Raw genomic sequence first — 20,006 nt, 5'->3', positions numbered from 1 at the left:
GACGATGGGCCGGGCTGCCCGGCCCCGCAAGCGCCGGGGCAGCGCCCATCTCCACAACATCATCCCTCGCGAGGTGACGCCAGCACCGTTGTCCGGCAACACCTTCACCGAGTTGCGAGACATGCGTCAGGGACTTCCGTTCGCGGTCGGGGCTGTCGTGGATGTCGTGTGGCCAGACGATGATCGCCAGCCGTTGACCATGTCGTGGATGATCGTCCGAGTCGCCGGATACAGGGAGCGGTAGGCTGTATAGCCGCGATGGTAGGCGGCGGCAGTGGATGGGTCCGGTTCGACCCTTGCGGCCCACCGTGTCCAGTCGTCAGCACGATCAACCAGCCCGACGGCGAGGCCGGCAAGGTATGCGTCACCGTAGCTGGCTCCGATCGTCTGCTCGGGGATCAGCTGTGTTTGGCCGGTGACATCGGAGACGATCCGGGTCCACAGTGGGCGGGCTCCGCCGCCGACCGCGATGACCCGCTGCGGTGGTGTCAACGCACCGGTCATCTCGTCGAGGTGGTGGCGTATCGCGTACGCGGTCCCTTCCAGCACCGCTCGATAGAGGTGCCCACGGCCGTGGTCGAGGGTCAGTCCGGCGACGAGACCGCGTGCCTTGTCGTCGAACAACGGGGTCCGTTCACCGGCGAAGTACGGCAGTACCACCAGGGCGTCGGCGCCGGCGGGGACGACGGCGGCCTCGGCGGCTAGCTGCTCGTAGCTGGTGCCGCCGACCAGCTCGCGTAGCCACTCGACCACTGCACCCGAGGTGGCGGTGCCACCCGCCACGCAGAAGCTGCCCGGAAAGACGCCTGTGGTCGACCACATCCGTGGATGGACGACCGGTGCGGCCACCACGCGGGTGAGGAACATGGTGGTGCCGTACATCAGCATCAGGTCACCGGGGCGGGTGGCGCCCACGCTGGCGGCCTCGGCCCAGGCGTCGACCGTTCCGGCGGTAACCGGGATGCCCTCGGGTAGGCCGGTGACACGTGCGGCGTCGCGCGACACTCGGCCGGCGATCTCGGTGGGCCACAGCAATCTCGGCAGTTCCATCCCCGGGGCGATGTGTGCGGCCAGGTCGTCGATCCACGCCTGGGCGTGCAGGTCGTAGAGCGGGTCGCTCTGGCTGGCCGAGTGGTGGTCGAGAACGTACTCGCCGGTGAGCCGGTGGACCAGGAAAGAACTGGCCATGAACACGCGGCGGGTGTGAGCCCAGACCTCCGGTTCGTGCCGCTGGATCCAGCGTAGCTTGGGCCCGACGGACTGGCTGGTCAGCCGGTTGCCGCCACGGCGGACGATCTCGTCGGCGCCGATGGTGTCGGTCAGCTCGGCGATTTCTGCCGTCGCTCGGGTGTCGACGCCATACAAGATCGCGGGGCGGAGTGGCTGCCCGTCCACGGTGGTCGGCAGGACACACGGTCCGATGCCGCTGACCGCGACGGCGGCGACCGGCGCGGGAGCCGCAGCGAGCAGTTCCCGGACGATGGCGATGAATTCGCCCCACCAGATCTTCTCGGGGTCGTGTTCCACCCGGCCGGGTTGGGGCCGGGACACACCGTGCGGGCGGGTTGCGGTAGCCAGCACGGTCCCCGCCCGGTCGGTGAGGACGCCCTTGCTGCTCGAGGTGCCGATGTCGACGCCGAGCAGACAGAGGTCACTGGTCATCAGCAGGCCTTGCGTCGCAGCCATGCAGGCGGATCTGCGGCAGGCCGGTGACCTCCCGGTCGTACTCGCGGTCGATGCGGATGTCGGTCAGTTCCTGCAGGAAGACCTCGCCCTGGCTCCAGATGGTGGCCCGGAAGACGTGGCCGCCGCGTACGTTGCCGCCGGCCTCGGAGAACAGGGCGTGGCAGTGCGCCCACAGCTTGCCATCGAGGGTGGTGACGTTGCCCTGGACGGAGAGGATCTCCATCGGGCGTTGCAACACGACGGTGTCGATCTCGTCGGCGAACTCGTGCTCGCGGTGGATCGGCAGCGTGGTGATGTCGCGCGGATTGCGTAGGTAGACCTCCTGGATGGTGCCGATCACCGAGAGGATGACGGCGGTGTGCACGCCGTGGTCGCGGCACACCTGCTCGATCGAGTCGGTCAGCTGGGCGCCGGGCTTGATGCTTGCGGCGATCACGCGGCCGTTGCCGGCGGCGCGGCTGACGACGGCGGGTACGGTGCTGGTCATGGTGCCTCCCGAGGTGCTGGTCACTTGACGCTGCCCATCGTCATTCCGGTCACGATGTGCCGCTGCGCGGCGAGGGTGAGGACGAAGACGGGCAGCATGATGATCGAGGCGTAGGCCATCATCGGCCCCCAGTCCAGGGACGCCTCGTGGACGAAGTTGAAGACGGCTACCGGCAGGGTGCGGCTGTCGCCGTCGGAGAGGATCAGCGCCATCTTGAAGTCGTTCCAGCTGAAGATGAACGCCAGGATTCCGGCGGTGAGCATGCCGGGCCGGGTCAGTGGCACGGCGATCCGCCAGAACGTTTCCAGCTTCCCGCACCCGTCGACCTGCGCCGCGTCGTGGACCTCGTCGGGCAGGGCGGCGAAGAAGTTCACCATGATGAAGACGGTGAGCGGGAACGTGATGATGACGTGCGACAGGATCAGTGCCGGGTAGGTGCCGACCATCCGCAGCGCGGTGAACGCGACGAAGAACGGCACCAGATAGGCCACCCCGGGCAGCAGCCGGGCCGTCAACAGCGACAGCGAGAGTTTGGTCTGCCGGTAACGGGCGATGCTGTAGGCCGCAGGCACACCGATGATCAGTCCGAGCAGGCTAGAGCAGGTGGCGACGACCAAGCTGTTGGTCATGTAGTGCGCGAAGGGGGTGCGGGTCAGCGCTGTGCGGTAGTTGTCCAGGGTGGGGGTGAAGTCGAACCACTTCGGCGGAATCGTATAGATGTCGACCTGCTGCTTGAACGACGAGGTCAGCATCCAGAAGAACACGAACAGCGCTGGGGCGAGCGCGATGGTGACGGTGACGGCGAGCGCGATGCGGCCGAGGATTGATCCCCGCCGTCGGCGGGTTCTGGCCACCGGTCGGGTCGATGGTGTCGTGGTGGCTCTGGTAGCGGTCAGGGTTTCGGACATCGGTTACCCCTGGTCGGTGCGCGCCCGCAGGCGGGTGAAGACGATCGCGACGACGAAGACCAGCAGGGTCAGCCAGACCAGCAGCATTGACCCGTACCCGAAGTGCAGGTACGACAGGCCCTGCTTGAAGGCGTACAGGTTGAGAGTCTCCGAGGCGGTGCCGGGACCGCCGTCCGTGATGACTTTGATGATGTCGAACGTCTTGATGGCGTCGATGAGCCGGAACAGGGCGGCGACGAGGATGACCGGGCTCAGCAGCGGCAGAGTGATGCTGACGAAGGTGCGCAGCGGCCCCGCACCGTCGACCTTGGCCGCCTCGAACGGCTCCTGCGGAAGGGCGGCCAGCCCGGCCAGGACGATCAGCATCACCAACGGCGTCCACATCCAGGTGTCCACGATCGCCAGCGCGGGGATGACAAGGTTGGCGTCACTGATCCAGAGCAGGGTCGGTCCACCGACGGACTGCACGAGGTAGTTGAGGATGCCGATGGTCGGGTCGAACATCATCTTCCAGACCAGGGCGACAGCGGCCGGCGTCGCGATCATCGGGAACATGAACAGGGTGCGGGCCAGGCCTCGGCCAGGGAAGCGCTGGTGGAACAGCAGGGCCGCCCCGACGCCGAGGACGACCTGCAACCCCACCGACAGGGTGACGAAGTAGATGGTGCGCCCGATACTGCCCCAGAACTGGCTGTCACTCAGTGATCGGGTCAGGTTGTCCAGGCCGACGAACTCCGGGGGCCGCAGCCCGCCGGACCATTCGTGAAAGCTGAGATAGATGGTGTAGCCGATCGGGAACGCCAACATCGCGACAACGACGATCAGTGCCGGGGCCGGCAGGATGTACCGGTCGTAGCGGTCCAGAACGTCGAGCACGGTGCGGCGTGGTACGGGCTGCGAGGGTTTGGGCGCAGACCGTGGGGGGCTTTGAGTGAGCGGAGCCATCGGGACCAGGTCCTCCTTGCGAAGTCCGCGGCCGGAGGCGGGGCCTCCGGCCGCGACCGATCACTAGCGCATCGCGTCGAGCAGGCCCTGCAGCTTGTCGTTCTGCTGGTCGGCCGTCCGTTTCAGGTCGTCGCCGGTCTGGCCTTCCAGAGCCTTGTTGGCGACCAGCCCGGCGATCTCGCGGGCCTCGACACCCGGGGTCACCGGCGGATTCATCCGGGCCCGTGCCGTCTCGGTGCTGTTGAGCACCACCTGCGTGAACTCGGGGGTCTTGTCAGCCTGCTTGAAGTCCGGAGACTCCCAGGCCGACGCACGCGGGCTGGGCCAGCCGGTGAGCTTCAGGTCGAGGTTCATCTGCTTGCTAGTGGCCCACTGGATGAAGTACCAGGCGGCGTCGCCCTTCTCAGAAAAGGGGTTGATGCCGTAACCCCAGCCGCCGATGAACGGCGCGGCGTCGCAGTCGGCGCGGGGGACGGTGGTGTATCCGACCTTGCCGGCCACCCGGGACTTCGTCGGATCCTCCAGGTCCTTGACGAACAGGTTCACGTCCAGGAAGGCGAACACGTTGCCCTGCGCGAACTGCTGGGACGGCACCGGCCAGTCGAAGCCGGCGATACCAGGTGGGCCGTACTTCGCGCCTAGTTGTCCGTACGCCTCGTACGCCTTGAGCGCCTCCGGCGTGTTGATCGCCGCCTTGCCGTCGGTGACCCACTCACCGCAGTGCGCGTACAGGAAGGACGAGAACGGGGTGGTCGTCTGGTACGGGATGCCGCGCAGCGCGAAGCCGTACAGCCGGTTGCCGGGGTCGTGCACGGCCGCTGCGGCGGCATCCCACTCGGCGAAGGTGGTCGGCACTTCCAGACCGGCCTTCTCCAGCAGGTCCTTGCGGTAGTAGACCAGGTCGGTCTGCATCTCCCAGAGGATGGTGACGGTCTGCTCCTGCACGGTCATCGCCTTGCGGATGCCGGCCCCGAAGTCCTCGAAGTCGTACTCCGGGTTGGTCATTCCCGGATTCGTCAGGTACGGGCCGAGGTCGGTGTACCAGCCGTTCTTGGCGAACTGCAGGCCGTCGACCTCGGGGAAGGTTGCCATGACGTCGAAGTCCGAGGCCCGCGAGGTGAGTCGTACCGGCAGGTTCTGCCGGTAGCTGGTGACGTCGGCCCCCTCGATCTCGACGGTGATGCCGGTGAGGTCGGTGAACTCGCCGAGCCCGGCCCGCAGGCTCTCCACCTGTCCGGTGTCGGCCACGTAGACCTTGATCGACTGGCCGTCGTAGCGCTTCCAGTCGAAGGTGTCGCCGGTGTATTCCGGGCCCTGGTTCCCGGCGCTGCCTCCGCCGCAGGCGGCGACGGCCAGGGTCACGGTCAGGGCTGTCGCGAGGGTTCGTGTTATCGATCGGAGCGATTGCTTCATGTCGGTTCTCCTGACGAGAAGACCGGTACTTCAGGGGCACGGTTGTCGCCGGGAATCTGGGCGACCACGGTGCAGGGCACCTCGCCGACGCCTTGGACGTTGAGCGGGGCGAGGGTGAGCCGGATTCGACGCCCGACGAGGGCACTGCATCCGACCAGTCCGGCCACGGTCCAGATGGACTCGGTCAGAGCCAGGGTGGCGGCCCAGTCCTGGCGCACCTTCTCCGGCCGGTAATGCGTGAGATAGGTCGTGGCGGCGTCCGACGGATACGGCGGTCGCAGCCAGGGCTGTAGTGCGGTCCACTCGGTCCGGGCGTGGTCGCCGCCCGGCCGATCGAGGTAGAGGCAGTCGGTGAGCAGCAGGTCCGACGAGTTGGCGTGGAGGCGCTCGACCAATAGCTGCGCCGCCGCGACGCTCAGGTAGGGCCCGTCGAGGTAGTACGCGGCGTCGGTGAAGCGATCCGGATCGTCTCCCCATCCCGTGGCCAGGACCACCGCGTCCCCGGTACGCAGGTCGGCGTCGTCCAGTGCGGCACGGACCGCATCAGTGGAGATCTCACCGCCTGGCTCGACCGGGCAGGACAGCACGACCGCCGCTCGGTCGAGCAGCCGCTGTGGTGGCAACTGGTCGACGGTGGCTCCGGTCGGCGAACCGAGCGCCGGACCCAGCAACCGGGTCGCGGAGCCGCTGCCCATCGTGATGTGGAAGAGGTTCGCGCCGTTGTAGGTCAGCGTGGCGATCGCTTCGGTCCGGTACGGCGCCTCCCAGGGGAAGAAGCTGCCAGCCGGTGACTCGGTGGTGATCGGGCGGGTCAGGTTGATGGTGCGTAGCGTCATCGGGCCTCTCCCGTCTCGTCGCCGTCCACGGCCAGCACGGTGCACGGGGCTCCTTCGGCTCCCGCGAGGAACAGGGGCAGCACGGTGACCCGTACCCGCTTGCTGCGCAGCGCGCCGCAGTTGGCCACCGCGGCGACCGGGGACATCGCGAGATGCAGGACGACCGACGACCCCCAGTCCGGGGCGCCGCCGCCGGCGCCGCGTTGCGGGGTGTAGTGCCGCATGTAGATGCGGGCCTGCGGGGACGGGAACGGCGGGCGGTCCCACGGCTTGCGGGAGGCCCACTCCGGGAACATGAAGCGCTCGCCGAGATTGCCGATGTACGCGCAGTCGGTCAGCATCAGGTCGCTGCCGCGTTCGGTCATCACCTCCGCCAGCCGCTTCGCGCCGTCCAGCGAGAAGTGGGGGGTGGTGGTCGCGTACTCGTCGCCGAGAGTGCGGTAGCGTTCGTCGTCGCCCCACCCTGTGCGCAGCAGCACGGCGTCACCGTCGCGGTAGTCGGGATCGCCGACCACGGCGCGTTCGATGTCGTCGGCTTCGATCTCCTCGCCGGCCTGCTTCGGGACGTCGATGACAACCGTTTCGCGGTTGACCAGCGTGCCGTAGTCGAGTTCGTGGATCCTGGGTGCGTCGTCGTCGTAGCAGGCGCCGAGCATGAGCCGGGTCCCGGCCTCGCTGTGGAAGCTCATGTGGTGGATCGCGACGCCCTGCCGTTCGTGGGTCGTCACCGGCGTGAGCTGGAAGGGGGAGTCCCAGGCCCACACGTTGCCGACCGGCATGAACGGATACAACGGCAGCGTCAGGTTGACGGTTCTCATCGGGCCTCGCTATCTCTGGGTACGGTCCGGTACGCCGGGCCGGGTGAGCTGGCCGGGCGGAAGCGCTCGACGGCCGGTCAGGCGCCCACGGCGCCCTGCGGGAAGTAGAGGCGCGGCTGGGCCGCTGCCCAGCGGCTGCGCTGGTCGGCCATCACACCTCCGACCAGGTAGACGTGGTTGATCACCTGCTCGGAGATGGCTTCGGCGTCGCCGCCGCGCACCACGTCGAGCAGGATCCGGTGCGACTCTGCGATGTCCTGCACACCCAGCGTCGGGCCAACCATGTTCAACCACAGGCGGAACAGCACATGCTGCTCGTCCCAGGCCTTCATGATCCGGGGCAGTCCGCACGGCGCGCACAGCGCGCGGTGGAACCGGTAGTCGAGGGCGGCGACCCGGCGGGTGTCGCCGGCTGCCGACGCCTCGTGCATCTGGGAGATCAGATCCTCGAGCTCGGCCACGTCGGACGGTTGCAGGCGCGGTGACGCCTGCTGGTACGCCAGCGTCTCGAGCACTGTGCGGATCATGTGCAGTTCGTGGACGTCGTCCTCGGTCAACTGGACGACGCGGGTGGTGCGCGCGGACTCCTCGACGAGCAGGCCGTCCCGCTTGAGCAGCCAGATGGCCTCGCGCAGCGGCGCGCGGCTGACGCCGAGTTGCCGGGCCAGCGACTCCTCGACGATCCGAGTGCCCGGCGGCAGTGTGCCGTCCAAGATCGCCGCCCGCAGCACATCGTAGGTCGACTCGCTGAGCACGACCTTTTGAGGCACACGCAGCGCGGCGACGGACGCGGCGGATTCGGCCGAGTTGACCATGCGACAACCTTCCGGAGGGCCCGGACTCATCAAGTCCGGCGACTTATCGTCGACGGTGTACGGTAGACGGAAACGTAGCCGCAACATGAATGACCCGTCAAGAGGTCCGACGCAGGCTATTTCTGGAGACAAAACCCCTGGTAGACGCAGTGTGAGCGACTGAACGACACCGAGCCACGCCGAAGCCGACACCCCGCCGTAACACGGACGAGCCGCCCACAGTCGTGTATGGGCAACCCCTACCCGCGCTGGTTCACCTCAGCGGCTCTTCGAGATCCATCAGACGCTCGGCGTTGCCGCAGGGCCGGTACCTGAACGGAATTGCCTGCACCGGTCGCCCGAGGGCGGCCTTGATGAGCGCGGTTGGCGTGGCGGCCAGGAATCGGTGGGTCGGCGCCACCGGATCCGCGACAGGTCGGGCCGGGCCACCACCGCCAGCAGCCTGCGGGGCACCAGCGGGAGCGGACTACGGCCGCCACTCGCTCCCGGCCCAATTTCCCTGCGAGAGCCCCGGGAGGTGGGCCGGGAGCGGTTGGTCGTTTCCGTCGGCGGTGCCGGGCAGGGAGAGGCGGGGGCACAAACCCGGCAGAGGCCGAGGGTCTGCTCAGTCCGGGGTCAGCTCACGCCACCGGCCAGGATCGTTGAACCGCTGCAACCGCAGAGCCTCGTCATGGTAGCCACGGCGAGCCTCTTCCTCCGTCTCGAAAGCCAGCGGTGTGCTGCGGGGATCCGTCGCCGTCACATACCAGTCACCGAACTCGGTTCCCTGCGGAAGCCGCCCCAGGCGGATCTGGAACGACTGGCGAGCATCGGCCGCCACGAACTCCCACCGTGCCACCGGCGTGGCGGAATCCGGTCCGTTGCAGCGCGTGCCATACCCGGGTGTTGGTCTCGGCGACCGCGAGGCAGACTCGTTCCTCACCGCGCCGCGTCAGCAACTCCGTGGTCATCCGGATACCGAGGCGGTGCCGGCGGAATTCGGGCAGCACGAACGCCTCGCACACGGCGAAGGTACGGCCGGGCCACTCCACTGCGAGGTCAGGGTCGTCGGCTGCGGTCAGGTCGCGCCACCACAGGGTCTCCGGTGGTAATGGGCAACCCGCAACCGCCCCGACGAGGTAACCGTCGACGTACCCGAGAGCCGCCTCGAAACCGGGAGCGTCAACGGTCCACTGGAGGCGCTCCTCCACCGTCGGCGCACGATGGTCGACCAGGTGTAGGTCGTGGGCGTGCACTCGGCGGTAGACCTCGGCGAGGGTCTCGACCTTGACCTGGTTGGTGATGTCGACGGTGCTACCGACACCGTCGATCGTCGTGATCGCAGCACGCGACGACATCCGACCTCCGCACGAGTTTGGTTAGGCTAACCTAACAACGCTTCGGGTGCCCGGCAAGATCTGCGCACCAGTTCACTAATCACGATTAGGACGTCATTGAGCGTTTCCCAACTGGGTTTGCGTTGGGAGAGGGTGGGCTCGGGCGCCCCGCTGTTGGGTCGGGTTGAGGCTCCCGGTAGGACAGCGGCCAAGAAGGATGCCCCCACCGGGAGCCTCGTTGCTGTCTTACCCTGCCTCAATCCCACCTGCCCAACGGCGACACCTTCACCCGCCTCGCCTCCGGCTTCGGTATCGGTGTCGGTGTCGCCACCGCCTGGCGCTACGTCCGCGAGGCAATCACGTTGCTGGCCGCGACCGCCGACGACCTCACCGTGGCCATGACCCGGATCCGCGGCTGTCCCGGAGGCGGCCGGCTGCGCCGCCGGCCACGCCGAGGACACCCTATTTCGCGCCAACCGTCACCGCAGCGACTTGAATAGCGGTGTGCAGGTCAGCAAGGACGGACGGAACTGGCGGGTCGGCACCGCCGCCGACGTGTCGTGGATCGCCGGTCACACCACTGCCGGCATCTCGATCACCACCGCCATCCCGCCGATTTTCGACGCCTACGCCACCACCCACCAGGCCGACGACGTCACCGTCGCCGCCTATGAACACGCCCTGGTCGAGGGCCTCATCACGCAGACCCCCGACCAGCCCTGGTGGCTGGCTTACCTCGACACCGGCGCCCACGACATCGTCTTTCCCCGCGCCCCCAGGGTGTCGCTCTACTGGAACTGGTCTTACGTGCTGGTCGAGGCCGGACCCGAGCAGGCCCTCACCTGGCGGACCGGTCACATGCGCCACGGCCGCGGATCGCTACCCGACCTGTTCTTCCCCGCCGATCGATCATGGCTGGTCTCCGCACTCTGGGACGACACCTGGACCTGCGTCGGCGGCCCGGAACCGCTGATCAACGCCCTCCACCGCGACCCCTTGGCCAACGCCCGCCGGGTCCGACCCAACGAAGACGCGCTGCCACCAGGACTCACCCGCGAGTGACACCCAACGCCTGACCCGGTCGCGCCACCCCAGACGGCACCCGGGGCGAGTGGATGTCCCACACCCCAAGGCCGGCACCCGGCCGTAGCCGATCGGAGAGGTCGTCGAGAACCTCCATCGTCGACCGAGACGCCGCGATGCTGGTGACGTCGGCGACGAGGGTGGGTGTGGATCTGGGTGCCGTCGGCGGCGGTTGCTCACCGGACGCGGTGCCACTGTGGTCGCCGCAGTGAAGGGGGTGGGGGACGGTGCCGCCCGGAGCAGGCGGGGTTGGGATCAACCGCGGCTGGGGGAGCCAAAGGCGACTTCGTCGCGCCGTCGTCCTCCTGGTGGCGATTCATCGTCCGAGCGGCCATGGCATGCGGTACGTGTGGCGCGAGCTGCGCGCAGTCGTGGTGGCGGAAATCAAGCTGCGGCCCGGGGGCAGATCATGGGGTGCAGCAGCCGGGACAGCTCGGCCACATCGGCCACGGGCCGGTCGAAGGCGAGCCGTGTACGCCTGGTCGCGCCGGGTTTGCCGTACGCCACCAGCAGTCCGTACCGGTCGATCCGGACCACCCGGGGTGACTCGCCCCCGGTCAGTGTCAGGCGCCGTCGTAGGTATCCGGCTACCTGCTCGGTGTGGTGGTCGGTGAGATCGGCCAGCAACTCCGCCTCGACCGGATGCAGTGGGTCGGGCTCAGCCTCCGCGTACGCCTCGGGGTCGATTCGGCGGACCTCGCCGCCACGTTCCCAGCGGACCTCGGCCACCTCGAACCGATGCAGGTGGAACCGGACGCCGACGTCGAGCAGGTCGGTGGTCGGCTGGGTGGTCGCGAAGTCGATGGCGGCGCGGCGCGCCTCCTCCCCGTCGAGCCGCTGGGCCCAACCAGAGATCCAGGCCCGGCCGAGCGAGGGCGCGCCGGCGGCCGGCGGCAGGTCGAGGACGTCGAGCACGGTGGCGACGTCGGTGTCCCCGGCCGGCGGCACCAGCGCCATGGCGAGGTCGCTGACGACCGGCACCAGCAGCAGCACTCGTCCGTCGGGGTCGGTGGCGTGTCGGACCTGGTGCGGGCCGGCGTGCCGGGCCAGGTGGACGAGGGCGGGCAGCTGGCCCGCGACAAGGGTGCGCACGATCTCCGCCGGGCTGGGCCGCATAACCCCGACCTCCTCAAGATAGGTTAGGCTTACCTAAGTAACAGGCTAGACCATCCGATCGGAGACGTCGACGTGAACCACCCACGCCCCAAGGCCCGACTCTCCCGCGCCCTCGGCATCCCACTGACCCGCAAGTGCGTGCGGTATGTCGAGCGGCGTCCCTACCCGCCGGGCGTGCACGGGCGCAGCCGGCGCAAGACCTCCGACTACCAGGTGCGGCTGCTGGAGAAGCAGCGGTTGCGCCACCAGTACAACGTCAGCGAGGCCCAGCTGCGCCGGACGTTCGACGAGGCCGCCCGCCGCACAGGGAAGACCGGCGAGTCACTGGTCACGCTCCTGGAACAGCGCCTCGATGCGGTGGTGCTGCGGGCCGGAATGGCCCGCAGCATCTACCAGGCACGCCAACTCGTCGGGCACGGCCACTTCACCGTCGACGGGCGCAAGGTCGACCGCCCGTCCTACCGGCTGCGGCCGGGCCAGGTAGTCGCGGTGCGCCAGCGCAGCCAAGCCCTGCCACCGTTTCAACTCGCCGCCGCCGGCGCCCACGCCGAGGAGCAGCCCCGGCCGTACCTGTCCGTGGACCTCAGCGGGCTGCGCGCCACGCTGCTGCGTGAGCCGGCCCGCCGCGAGGTGCCGGTGGTCTGCGACGAGCAGCTCGTGGTGGAGTACTACTCCCGCTGACGGGATGAGCCCTTGGGCGGCAGCGGAGCCCGGTTAGGACGTTGCCGCCCTTGAGGGTGACGACGGCAGTGCGACAAGCCCGCCCACCACGGTCCGATCCGGCCCGGGTTCGTCGTCCTTCGAGGTTGTGAGTCGAGGAGCGGGGCTTGAAGCCGCCGTTCGGAGTGAGTGTGGCGGCCGGCGGTTCTGCCCTATTCGCCCTTCCACGGCAGCTCAGATCACTACCGTTAACCGAGATCGGCAGCTCCGGGGGGGTATGGGGGCGTTGGCGCACGAGGTGGTCGAGCTGCGGGTGCATGGGGTCTCCGGCACCTCCGCCGAGGCGCTGCTGGATCATCCTGTGGTGACCCGGGTGGCAGGCGACGACCACGCCGGCTTCTATCGGCCCCGCCCGGGGTTCGGGATCAGCGACCGCCCGGAGTGCCTGCGGGTGGAGGCGTACCGCTGGGGTGCGCTGACTGCGGGCAGCGCGGTGCGCACCCTGTCACTGCTGTTTCTCCTCCCTTTTATGTTGATCAATCTCGCTGTGTGGGCACGACCGCCGACTGGCGGCGATGGTGGGATCATCGGGCCGGTCTGCCGGTTGATCGCCGCCACCCTGACCGCCGCTTTCGTCCTGTCGGTCGTCGGGGGACCGTCGACATCGTGGGGTGGCAGTGCACTCCCTACGAATCCTGCCTGCGGGGCCGTGGCTACCTGGCGTGGCTGGCAGAGTTGCCGCTGGGGCCGCGTCTGGCGCTGCTGGCGTTACTGCCGGTCGCCGCCCTGCGATTGCTCTGGTGGCTCGGGAAACGTTCGGCCCGGGTGTTCGAGGCGTTCCCTGCCGCACGCGGGCAGGATCACGGCGAGGAGCGGATCGACCGGCCCGGCTTCTGGGACGACGCCCTCGTCGTACGGCGACTACGGGTCATCCACGTCGCGGTCGGCCTCGGCACCCTCGACGTCATGCTGTTAGGGGCGAAGATCCAACGCTACTCCCACCCCATCGCGTACGTCCTGTTCATCGCAGCCTGGGGCCTGCTGGCCGCCTGCGCCGTCCTACTCGTCCGACCGGCTCGCCGCAGCGAGGACGGGTCGCAACGAGGGCCGGCCGACCTGCGCGGCATCCGCACACTGCAGATCGCGGCCACCACCCTCACGGTGCTGGCGATCGCCTACACCGCCGTACCTCAGTCCGCACAGCTGCCGCAGGGCCAACTGCCGGGGTACGAAGGTGCTGTCGCCGCCCTGGTCGCGGTACAGGCTGCCTTGCTGGCCGTACTCACCGCCGCCACGCTCGCGCAGCGGCGACGCGCTCACCACGTCGCCTCGCCCTGGCTCAGCGGACTGGCCTCCCCGGTCCTCGCCGCCGCAGCGGTCGCCGCCGCGTACGGCTTCTCCGCCGCCCTGGTCTACCGGGTCGCCGACTTCCTCGACCGGGGTGACATCCCGAATCCGGTCCGACCCAGCAAGCCCGGTGCGCCTCTGCTGGAGCCACCCGTCTCCTACCGTTGGGCGGCACTGGCCGGGCTGGTCGCGGTCCTGGTCGTCGCGGCCACGATTTTCTGGCAGCTGCTGGCGACCCGGCGCCGACGCGCGCGGATGGCCGAGGCCATCGTCCGGCGGGATTTCCCCGATGTGCCGCCGGAGGCGCTGCCCCGCCGCGACGACGTCCGGACGGCCGTCGCCCGAGCCGCGATACCCGAACAGCTCAACCCAGCTGTCATCGTCTTCCTCGTGCTGTCGCTGCTCGGCGTCACGACGACCGCCCTCGACGTCGCCGGTCTGGGCCCGTCCGACCTGAGCGCCAGGTTCGCCCACACCGGCAGCGCTGCTGCTACTGCGCTGGCGCTCGCAACCGATGTCGGAATGTACGTCATCGGCCTGATCGGGCTCGGCATCCTGGTCCTCGGGCTGCTGTCCTACCGGTCCGAAGGCACCCGGCGCACGGTGGCGGTGATCTGGGACCTGGGGACGTTCTGGCCGCGTACCGTGCATCCCTTCGCGCCGCCCTGCTACGCCGAGCGGGCGGTACCAGAACTCGCGAAGCGGATCACCGCGCTGACCACCCGGGGTGCGGTGATCCTGTCCGGGCACAGCCACGGCTCGGTCCTCGCCGCCGCCACGCTGCTTCAGCTACCAGCCGACGTGCGGTCCCGCGTGGCGCTGTTGACCCACGGCAGCCCTCTGCACCGGCTCTACGCCCGGCTCTGCCCTGCCTTCCTCGGTGACCCGACCTTGTACGAGTTGGGAAGCCGGATCGGCTGGCGGTGGGTGAACCTGTGGCGCGACACCGACCCGATCGGCGGGCCCATCTTCTCGGCGCACCGGCCCGGCGAGCCGCCACTGCCGGGGCCAGCCGGCACGGTCGACCGGAGGCTACGCGATCCACACGCGGTCGTCGCCGCCCCAGACGACACCGTCCCACCACCGATCGCGCGGCACTGGCCCTACCACACCGACCGCACCTATGAAGCGGCCGTACGCGAACTGGCAGACCGTCTCAACCCAGGCCAATGCCACCCGGGCAACGAACATTGACCAAACAAGCACATATTCAGCTGCCATCGGACGGCATCACGGGCTGGAACAACCTGCAGGTCCGGGCTCCGTCGAACGAAGGCTGCACAGCCCCCGAGCCATTCACCGCTGTGGCCGAACCAGCCGTGCCCTCTGGTCGGTGCGATTCGGCGTGCCGCCCCTGGCTGACCGCCGCGACGACGCTCGCGGTGTTCCTGGCCTACGCCAGCCCGGCCGGTCGGGCGTTGATCGACCGGGAGTTGTAGCCGGTTTCCCGCCGCCCAGGGCCAGGCGGATGGCGAGTGTGACGACTGTCGCACCGAATCGGGACCCGATTCGGGTAAGCCCGTCGTCATACCGGTTGTGAGAGCAAGCATGGATGCCGCCGACGAGGGGGAACTCGTACGCCGTGTCGCCCGCGGAGATCGGCAGGCGTTCGACGAGCTGTACCGGCGTACGGCACCGTGGCTGGAGGTGCGGTTGCGCCGCCGGTGCGCGGACCCGGACCTGGTCGCCGAGGTGCTTCAGGACACCTACCTCGCGGTCTGGCGAGCGGCGGGCAGCTTCGCCGGTGCCCAGCCCAGGGGAAGCGCGGTGGGGTGGCTGTGGACCATCGCCGCCCACCGTCTGGTCGACGCGTTCCGTCGCCGCGCGCGGAAGGCGCGGGTGCCGCAGGTGCAGCTCATGCCGAGTACGGCCCCGGCCGCCGAGGATGAGGTGATGGCCGCCCGGGTGGGGCAGGAGTTGGAGCAGGCCCTGCTCGTGCTGCCGCCCGAGGTCCGGGCCGCCCTGCGCGCCACGGTTCTCGACGGGCTCTCCGCGCGGGAGGCGTCGGTGCTGCTGGGCGTGCCGGAGAACACCGTCAAGTCTCGCGTACGCCGAGCCCGGATCGCCCTACGGGAGGCGCTGTCATGAACACCCACCCCAGCCTGACCCAGATCGACGGGTACGCCGCCGGGGATCCCGGCCTCGACGAGGCCGAGGTCTGGGCGGTCGAGGTGCACCTTGAGGACTGCGCCGACTGCCGTGCCAGGCTGGCCGCCAGCACCACCGCCGATGCCCGCTCCCTGATCGACCGGGTCGCGATGAACCTGGACCGTGAGCTTGCGCTGTCGCCGGTCCCCGCCGGCCGCATCCGGTCCTGGTCGGTGTTGCGGCAGCGCTGGTTCGTGGGCACGCTGCTGCCGTGGCTGGCGATGACCGCCGCGGTGCTGGCCTGCGCCGTGCTGCTCGGCGAGCTGTGGGTCGGGATGCCCTCGCTGGTGCTGCTGATCGCACCACTGGCTCCGTTACCCGGCGTCGCGGTCGCCTGGCACCGTCGGGCCGATCCGGCCTGGGAACTGATCGCCGCCACGCCCGCCGCCGGTCTGACCACGCTGCTGCGGCGAACGGCAGGGGTGTTGGCCTTCGTCATTCCGGCGCTCGCGGTGGCCGGCGCCCGCACCGGGGTGTCGTTGGCCCTGATGCTGGCGCCGTGCCTGGCCTTCACCGCCGCCACGCTGCTGCTGGGCACCCTGATCGGCGTACGCCGGGCCGCGCTCGGCCTGGTCGCGGCCTGGACGCTCGTCGTGATCGCACCGAGCCTCGCCATCGCCCGGATTCCGGCAGTGCTGGCAATGGAGAGCGCCGGCATCTGGGCGGCGGCCGCGGTTGTGCTGACCGTCGCGGCCTTCTTCCGGGCCGACGGATTCCGGCGTCTCTCCCAACACGGCTAGCGAAGAACGCTTCTGCTCATTTGCCACCGACGACCACCGAAAGAGTTGATGATGATGCGTGCCGTGAGTGCGGCCGAGACAGCCGCCACCGTCTATCCCTGGGCGATCCATGCGGAGGCGTTGCGGGTCCGGGCCGGGCGGCACCTGGCCGTCAACGGCCTCGACCTGGCCCTGTCCACCGGAGTGCACGGGCTGCTCGGCCCGAACGGTGCCGGAAAGACCACGCTGATCCGCGCCCTGGCAACTGTCCTGGCTCCGGCCGGTGGGCAGCTGACGCTGCTCGGGCGCTCGGTCGGTGGTCGCTCGGACCTGCGATCGGTGCGCCGCGCCCTGGGTTACCTGCCGCAGCATTTCGGCTTCTACCCGCGCTTCACCGTACGCGAGTTCGTCGGGTACATGGCCTGGCTGAAGGAGATGCACAAGGCCGACATCCCGGCGGCGGTGCAGCGAGCCGTCGACCGGGTCGGGCTGACCGCGAAGGCTGACGCCCGGATGAAGACCCTCTCCGGCGGCATGCTGCGCCGCGCCGGTATCGCCCAGGCCATCGTGAATGATCCGCAGCTCCTGCTGCTCGACGAGCCGACCGTCGGTCTCGACCCGGAACAGCGCCTCGACTTCCGGGAACTGCTGCGTGACCTCGGCACCGACAGCTGTGTCCTGGTCTCCACCCATCTGGTCGAGGACGTGGTGGCGGCCTGCACCGACGTCGTGGTGGTCAACGAGGGCCGGCTGGTGTGGCAGGGCACTCCCGATGCGCTCGCAGCACAGGGCGCTAAAGGTGACGCCGGCGACAGCCCGGCCGAGCGCGGCTACTCCGCTCTCCTGCGCCGGCAGCGGATGGAGGCCGCCCGATGAACATCCTCGGTCTGGAACTGCGTCGTTCTGCCGCGCCCGGTGCCGCACTGATCACGGTGATGATCGGGGCCGGCGCACTTTATGCGGCGACCGGCCGGTGGTCGAGTGGTTGGATGGCGCTGGCCATGACCATGCGGGAGTACCTGCTCCTGTTGTGGCCACTGGCGCTGGCCGCCGGCGCCTGGCAGGGCCGCCGGGAGCACCGGGCGAGAGTCGGCGAGCTGTTCGCCACCACCGCCCGGCCCCGCGCCCAACGGATGCTGCCGATTCTCGGCGCGATGGCCGTCGCACTCGGGCTCGCGTACCTGCTGGTGACCGCAGCGGGCCTCGCCTGGATCATCACCACCGCCCAGCACCGGCCGCTGCTGAACTTCATCGTCGTCACCGCTGTCGGTGCGCTGTCCCTGGTCGCCGCGGCGTGGCTCGGCCTGGGGATCGGGCGCATGCTGCCCGCCCTGGCGACCGCCCCGGCGTTGGGGGTGGCCGGCGTCCTGCTCATCTTCTTCAGCGTCGTCCGGTTTCCGGACCGGCTGGCTGCGGCGGTCTCCCCGGCGCACGGTTCGAGCCCGTTCCATGCGTACCAGACGATCGACAACCGGGTCAGTGGCACGCTTGCGATCTCGATGACCGCGCTCGCCCTCACCGGCCTGCTGCTGTTCAGGGCCGGCGGTTGGCGTGGCCGTACGGCGGCGTTGCTGCCGGCGGTGCTCGGGATCACCGCGGCGATCGCGGTCGTCCCGAGGGACCAGGACGTGCTCAACTGGCCGGTCGACCCGGTCGCGCGGCAACTGGTGTGTACTGACGACACCCCGACCGTGTGCGTCAGCCGGGTCCACGCCAACGTGCTCGACACCCTGACCCCGCTGGCCCGGGAAGGTCTGACGATGCTTGCGAAACTGCCGGACGCGCCGACGGCCGTACATGAGGACACCTTCTCGTACGTTCTCGGCGACGTCCGGTCGACCCAGGATGGCGTCGTCACGATCGAGATCGGGATCGACGGACGGGGCGGGCTCGCGCATCCTGCCGCCGTGGTTCCCGGGATTCTCAGGCGGCTGGGGGTCGAGTACGACGGAAACTGTCGTCAGGGTGACGAGGCGGTCGAGCGTGCGGCGGCCTACTGGCTGATGGGGCGCAAGCCGCGGTCGGACGTCGGACTGGTTCCCGGAATGATCTTCGAGGAGCCTGAGATCAACGCCGAAGCCGTCACCCTGTGGCAGGGCCTGCGTGAGCTACCCGACGCCGAGGCGCTGGCCCGGATCACGGCGGTCCGCGACGCCCTTCGGGCCTGCACGGACGTCAGCGGGCTGCTGTCCGGGGGTGCCCGGTGACCTTCGCGATCCTGTATCTGCGCTCCCGGCGCGTACCCCTGGCCCTGGCCGTGGCCCTCGGCGGCGCAGCGGTGATCTGGACGCTGTGGCTGGCCTTCGCCGCGAAGCCGGACATCCCCACGTACGTGGTCGCCATGACCATCCTGCTGATGGCCGCGGTGCTGTCGGCCACCCTCGCCGGGCCGGACGAGAACCTGGACCGGACCGCCTCGCTGCGCTGGCCCTGGCGGCGCGCCCTGCACCTGCTCGCCGGCCTGGGGGTGATCGTGATAGTCCAGATCGCTACCCTGCACACCGGAGCCCGGTTCGGCCCGGCCGCCCTGGTGCTCCGCGACGCCGCCGGTCTGATGGGGCTGACCGCCCTGTGCACAGCGGTGGTCGGCGCCGACCGGTCCTGGTTCCTGCCGCTGGGCTGGACCACCATCTCGGTCATGTACTCCCAGGAAGGCACCTGGGGAGCAGCGGCGACCTGGCAGGGTCAACTGCCCGGCAACAGACCCGCCGCGTTGACAGCCACGGCACTCGCCGTCGGCGGACTGATCGCCTACTCGCTCGCCGGGCCGGCCCGCAGGGAAGCCGCCGAGTACGTCAGGTGAGCAGGCCTCCCCGAGCCGGTCCGTGTGCTCCCAACCCGAGACCTGATGGCCCGAATCGAGCGGCACGAGCAGAAAGAACTCAACCCCCAACAACCTCCCGGCTGCGATCACCAACCTGCCGCATCGGCCTTGGCCGCATAACCCCCGAAGGATTTACCAACCCAAGCACTAAGCCTGACGCTGATTACTGTGGAATGACAGTACGTGTCCGAGGGGCGAGCTGAACCTCGACTACATGATCAGGGCTGTTGTTACCCTGCGGCTTGTGTTGATCGTTGATGGGTGCTGATAACGGGCTCCACCAACGGATCAGCCGCTTCGGCGGTTACCCCACTGGCGCGGGCTCTGGACCGAGCCCCGACCGCTGATGTGCTGGCCCTTTCCAAATGGTTGAGGCGAGGCGACCTTGCCTTTCGCGCGCCGGGCAGCCCGATTTGCGGGAACGGCAGGCTGGTCGGTCTCGGCCGTGGTTGAGGATTCGGTATCCGCCGCGTGGTCGTCCTGGACGGGCTCAGGCTCCGGCATCGGGTTCTCCCTGGATTGGTGGGGCGCCCTGCGGTCCACCGACAGCCGACGGACGCGGACTGCTCGACGCCGGGGTGGGCACGTTGACGATATCGCAAGGCCGAGCCCGTCCGATCGACGGTCTCTCAGCCTCGATCGGTTGCTCGCGTACCACTCGTCGTGATGCGCAGGGCCTCGTCGTCGCAGGAGCACGGCACGACCGTCCGGGACGCGACCACGACATCACCATGGTGTGGAGCGTGCGTGGAGGTTCCGTGCGGACCGCGTTCGAACCATACGTCACCCGGGTCGACGGCCGCCGGATCTAACGATGCGCCGAAGCTCCCGGGTGGTTGTCGTCCGACAGGTCGGATCCCGCACCCCTTCGGATGGCCCGGTCGT

Annotated in this window: 20 protein-coding genes and 1 pseudogene; 10 read left to right on the top strand and 11 right to left on the bottom strand. The window is 69.2% G+C overall.

Annotated elements, in window-relative coordinates:
* Positions 1-126: 126 nt before the first annotated feature.
* The 9 genes from EG812_RS05820 to EG812_RS05780 all read right to left on the bottom strand — a co-directional run bounded on the left by EG812_RS05820 (position 127) and on the right by EG812_RS05780 (position 9,245).
* Positions 127-1,662, bottom strand: coding sequence for an FGGY-family carbohydrate kinase (locus EG812_RS05820; protein WP_126710966.1), 1,536 nt, complete (start codon positions 1,660-1,662; stop codon positions 127-129).
* Positions 1,652-2,173, bottom strand: coding sequence for a PPC domain-containing DNA-binding protein (locus EG812_RS05815; RefSeq protein WP_126710965.1), 522 nt, complete (start codon positions 2,171-2,173; stop codon positions 1,652-1,654). The genes EG812_RS05820 and EG812_RS05815 overlap by 11 nt, the downstream gene beginning before the upstream one ends.
* Before the next feature lie 20 nt (positions 2,174-2,193).
* Positions 2,194-3,081: a carbohydrate ABC transporter permease gene (locus tag EG812_RS05810; protein ID WP_126710964.1), complete on the bottom strand. Its 888-nt coding sequence runs from the start codon at positions 3,079-3,081 to the stop codon at positions 2,194-2,196.
* 3 nt (positions 3,082-3,084) lie between these two features.
* The gene (locus EG812_RS05805; protein ID WP_199743810.1) at positions 3,085-3,957 is read right to left on the bottom strand and encodes a carbohydrate ABC transporter permease; all 873 of its coding nucleotides are present in this window, start codon (positions 3,955-3,957) and stop codon (positions 3,085-3,087) included.
* Between the two features lie 132 nt (positions 3,958-4,089).
* Positions 4,090-5,439 carry an ABC transporter substrate-binding protein gene (locus tag EG812_RS05800; protein WP_126710962.1) on the bottom strand — a complete coding sequence of 450 codons (1,350 nt, stop codon included), beginning with the start codon at positions 5,437-5,439 and terminating at the stop codon, positions 4,090-4,092.
* A complete protein-coding gene (locus tag EG812_RS05795) occupies positions 5,436-6,275 on the bottom strand; it encodes a cyclase family protein (protein ID WP_126710961.1) in 840 nt (279 codons plus the stop codon). The genes EG812_RS05800 and EG812_RS05795 overlap by 4 nt, the downstream gene beginning before the upstream one ends.
* On the bottom strand, positions 6,272-7,093 hold the full coding sequence (locus tag EG812_RS05790) for a cyclase family protein (protein WP_126710960.1): 822 nt from the start codon (positions 7,091-7,093) through the stop codon (positions 6,272-6,274). The genes EG812_RS05795 and EG812_RS05790 overlap by 4 nt, the downstream gene beginning before the upstream one ends.
* Positions 7,094-7,170: 77 nt before the next feature.
* The gene (locus EG812_RS05785) at positions 7,171-7,908 is read right to left on the bottom strand and encodes a GntR family transcriptional regulator (protein WP_158632488.1); all 738 of its coding nucleotides are present in this window, start codon (positions 7,906-7,908) and stop codon (positions 7,171-7,173) included.
* Between the two features lie 749 nt (positions 7,909-8,657).
* Positions 8,658-9,245 (bottom strand): GNAT family N-acetyltransferase, encoded by a 588-nt coding sequence (locus tag EG812_RS05780; RefSeq protein ID WP_126710958.1) that lies wholly within the window; start codon positions 9,243-9,245, stop codon positions 8,658-8,660.
* A gap of 230 nt (positions 9,246-9,475) precedes the next feature.
* On the opposite strand from EG812_RS05780, the pseudogene EG812_RS05775 reads away from it, so the two are divergent.
* Together EG812_RS05775 and EG812_RS29240 are read left to right on the top strand one after the other, a co-directional pair.
* A pseudogene (locus EG812_RS05775) lies at positions 9,476-9,637 on the top strand (helix-turn-helix domain-containing protein); the annotation flags it as partial.
* A gap of 91 nt (positions 9,638-9,728) precedes the next feature.
* Positions 9,729-10,286: a hypothetical protein gene (locus EG812_RS29240; RefSeq protein WP_199743809.1), complete on the top strand. Its 558-nt coding sequence runs from the start codon at positions 9,729-9,731 to the stop codon at positions 10,284-10,286.
* On the opposite strand, the gene EG812_RS29900 is transcribed toward EG812_RS29240, so the two are convergent.
* Together EG812_RS29900 and EG812_RS05760 are read right to left on the bottom strand one after the other, a co-directional pair.
* Positions 10,273-10,566: a hypothetical protein gene (locus EG812_RS29900; protein ID WP_286047683.1), complete on the bottom strand. Its 294-nt coding sequence runs from the start codon at positions 10,564-10,566 to the stop codon at positions 10,273-10,275. The genes EG812_RS29240 and EG812_RS29900 overlap by 14 nt on opposite strands.
* Before the next feature lie 125 nt (positions 10,567-10,691).
* On the bottom strand, positions 10,692-11,423 hold the full coding sequence (locus tag EG812_RS05760) for a DUF2470 domain-containing protein (RefSeq protein WP_126710957.1): 732 nt from the start codon (positions 11,421-11,423) through the stop codon (positions 10,692-10,694).
* 72 nt (positions 11,424-11,495) lie between these two features.
* Between EG812_RS05760 and rpsD the strand changes: the two genes are divergently transcribed.
* The 8 genes from rpsD to EG812_RS05725 all read left to right on the top strand — a co-directional run bounded on the left by rpsD (position 11,496) and on the right by EG812_RS05725 (position 19,100).
* Complete coding sequence (rpsD, locus tag EG812_RS05755; protein ID WP_013734088.1) at positions 11,496-12,104, top strand: 30S ribosomal protein S4; 609 nt, start codon at positions 11,496-11,498, stop codon at positions 12,102-12,104.
* 645 nt (positions 12,105-12,749) lie between these two features.
* Positions 12,750-14,624, top strand: coding sequence for a hypothetical protein (locus tag EG812_RS05750; RefSeq protein ID WP_233579388.1), 1,875 nt, complete (start codon positions 12,750-12,752; stop codon positions 14,622-14,624).
* 110 nt (positions 14,625-14,734) lie between these two features.
* Positions 14,735-14,869 carry a hypothetical protein gene (locus EG812_RS29895; RefSeq protein WP_286047682.1) on the top strand — a complete coding sequence of 45 codons (135 nt, stop codon included), beginning with the start codon at positions 14,735-14,737 and terminating at the stop codon, positions 14,867-14,869.
* Positions 14,870-14,978: 109 nt separating this feature from the next.
* Positions 14,979-15,518, top strand: a complete 540-nt coding sequence (locus EG812_RS05745) for an RNA polymerase sigma factor (protein WP_126711125.1) — start codon at positions 14,979-14,981, stop codon at positions 15,516-15,518.
* The gene (locus tag EG812_RS05740) at positions 15,515-16,318 is read left to right on the top strand and encodes a zf-HC2 domain-containing protein (RefSeq protein ID WP_126710956.1); all 804 of its coding nucleotides are present in this window, start codon (positions 15,515-15,517) and stop codon (positions 16,316-16,318) included. The genes EG812_RS05745 and EG812_RS05740 overlap by 4 nt, the downstream gene beginning before the upstream one ends.
* 51 nt (positions 16,319-16,369) lie before the next feature.
* Positions 16,370-17,173 (top strand): ABC transporter ATP-binding protein, encoded by an 804-nt coding sequence (locus EG812_RS05735; RefSeq protein ID WP_431883541.1) that lies wholly within the window; start codon positions 16,370-16,372, stop codon positions 17,171-17,173.
* Positions 17,170-18,504, top strand: a complete 1,335-nt coding sequence (locus EG812_RS05730) for a hypothetical protein (RefSeq protein WP_126710954.1) — start codon at positions 17,170-17,172, stop codon at positions 18,502-18,504. The genes EG812_RS05735 and EG812_RS05730 overlap by 4 nt, the downstream gene beginning before the upstream one ends.
* Entirely contained in the window at positions 18,501-19,100 is a 600-nt protein-coding gene (locus EG812_RS05725; protein WP_126710953.1) for a hypothetical protein, read from the top strand. Before EG812_RS05730 ends, EG812_RS05725 begins: the two co-directional genes overlap by 4 nt.
* The last annotated feature ends 906 nt before the right edge of the window (positions 19,101-20,006 follow it).

Origin of the sequence: Verrucosispora sp. FIM060022 (genome assembly GCF_003977705.1) — a bacterium.
Classification (GTDB): domain Bacteria; phylum Actinomycetota; class Actinomycetes; order Mycobacteriales; family Micromonosporaceae; genus Micromonospora; species Micromonospora gifhornensis.
This window is presented reverse-complemented; position numbering and strand designations above follow the sequence as displayed.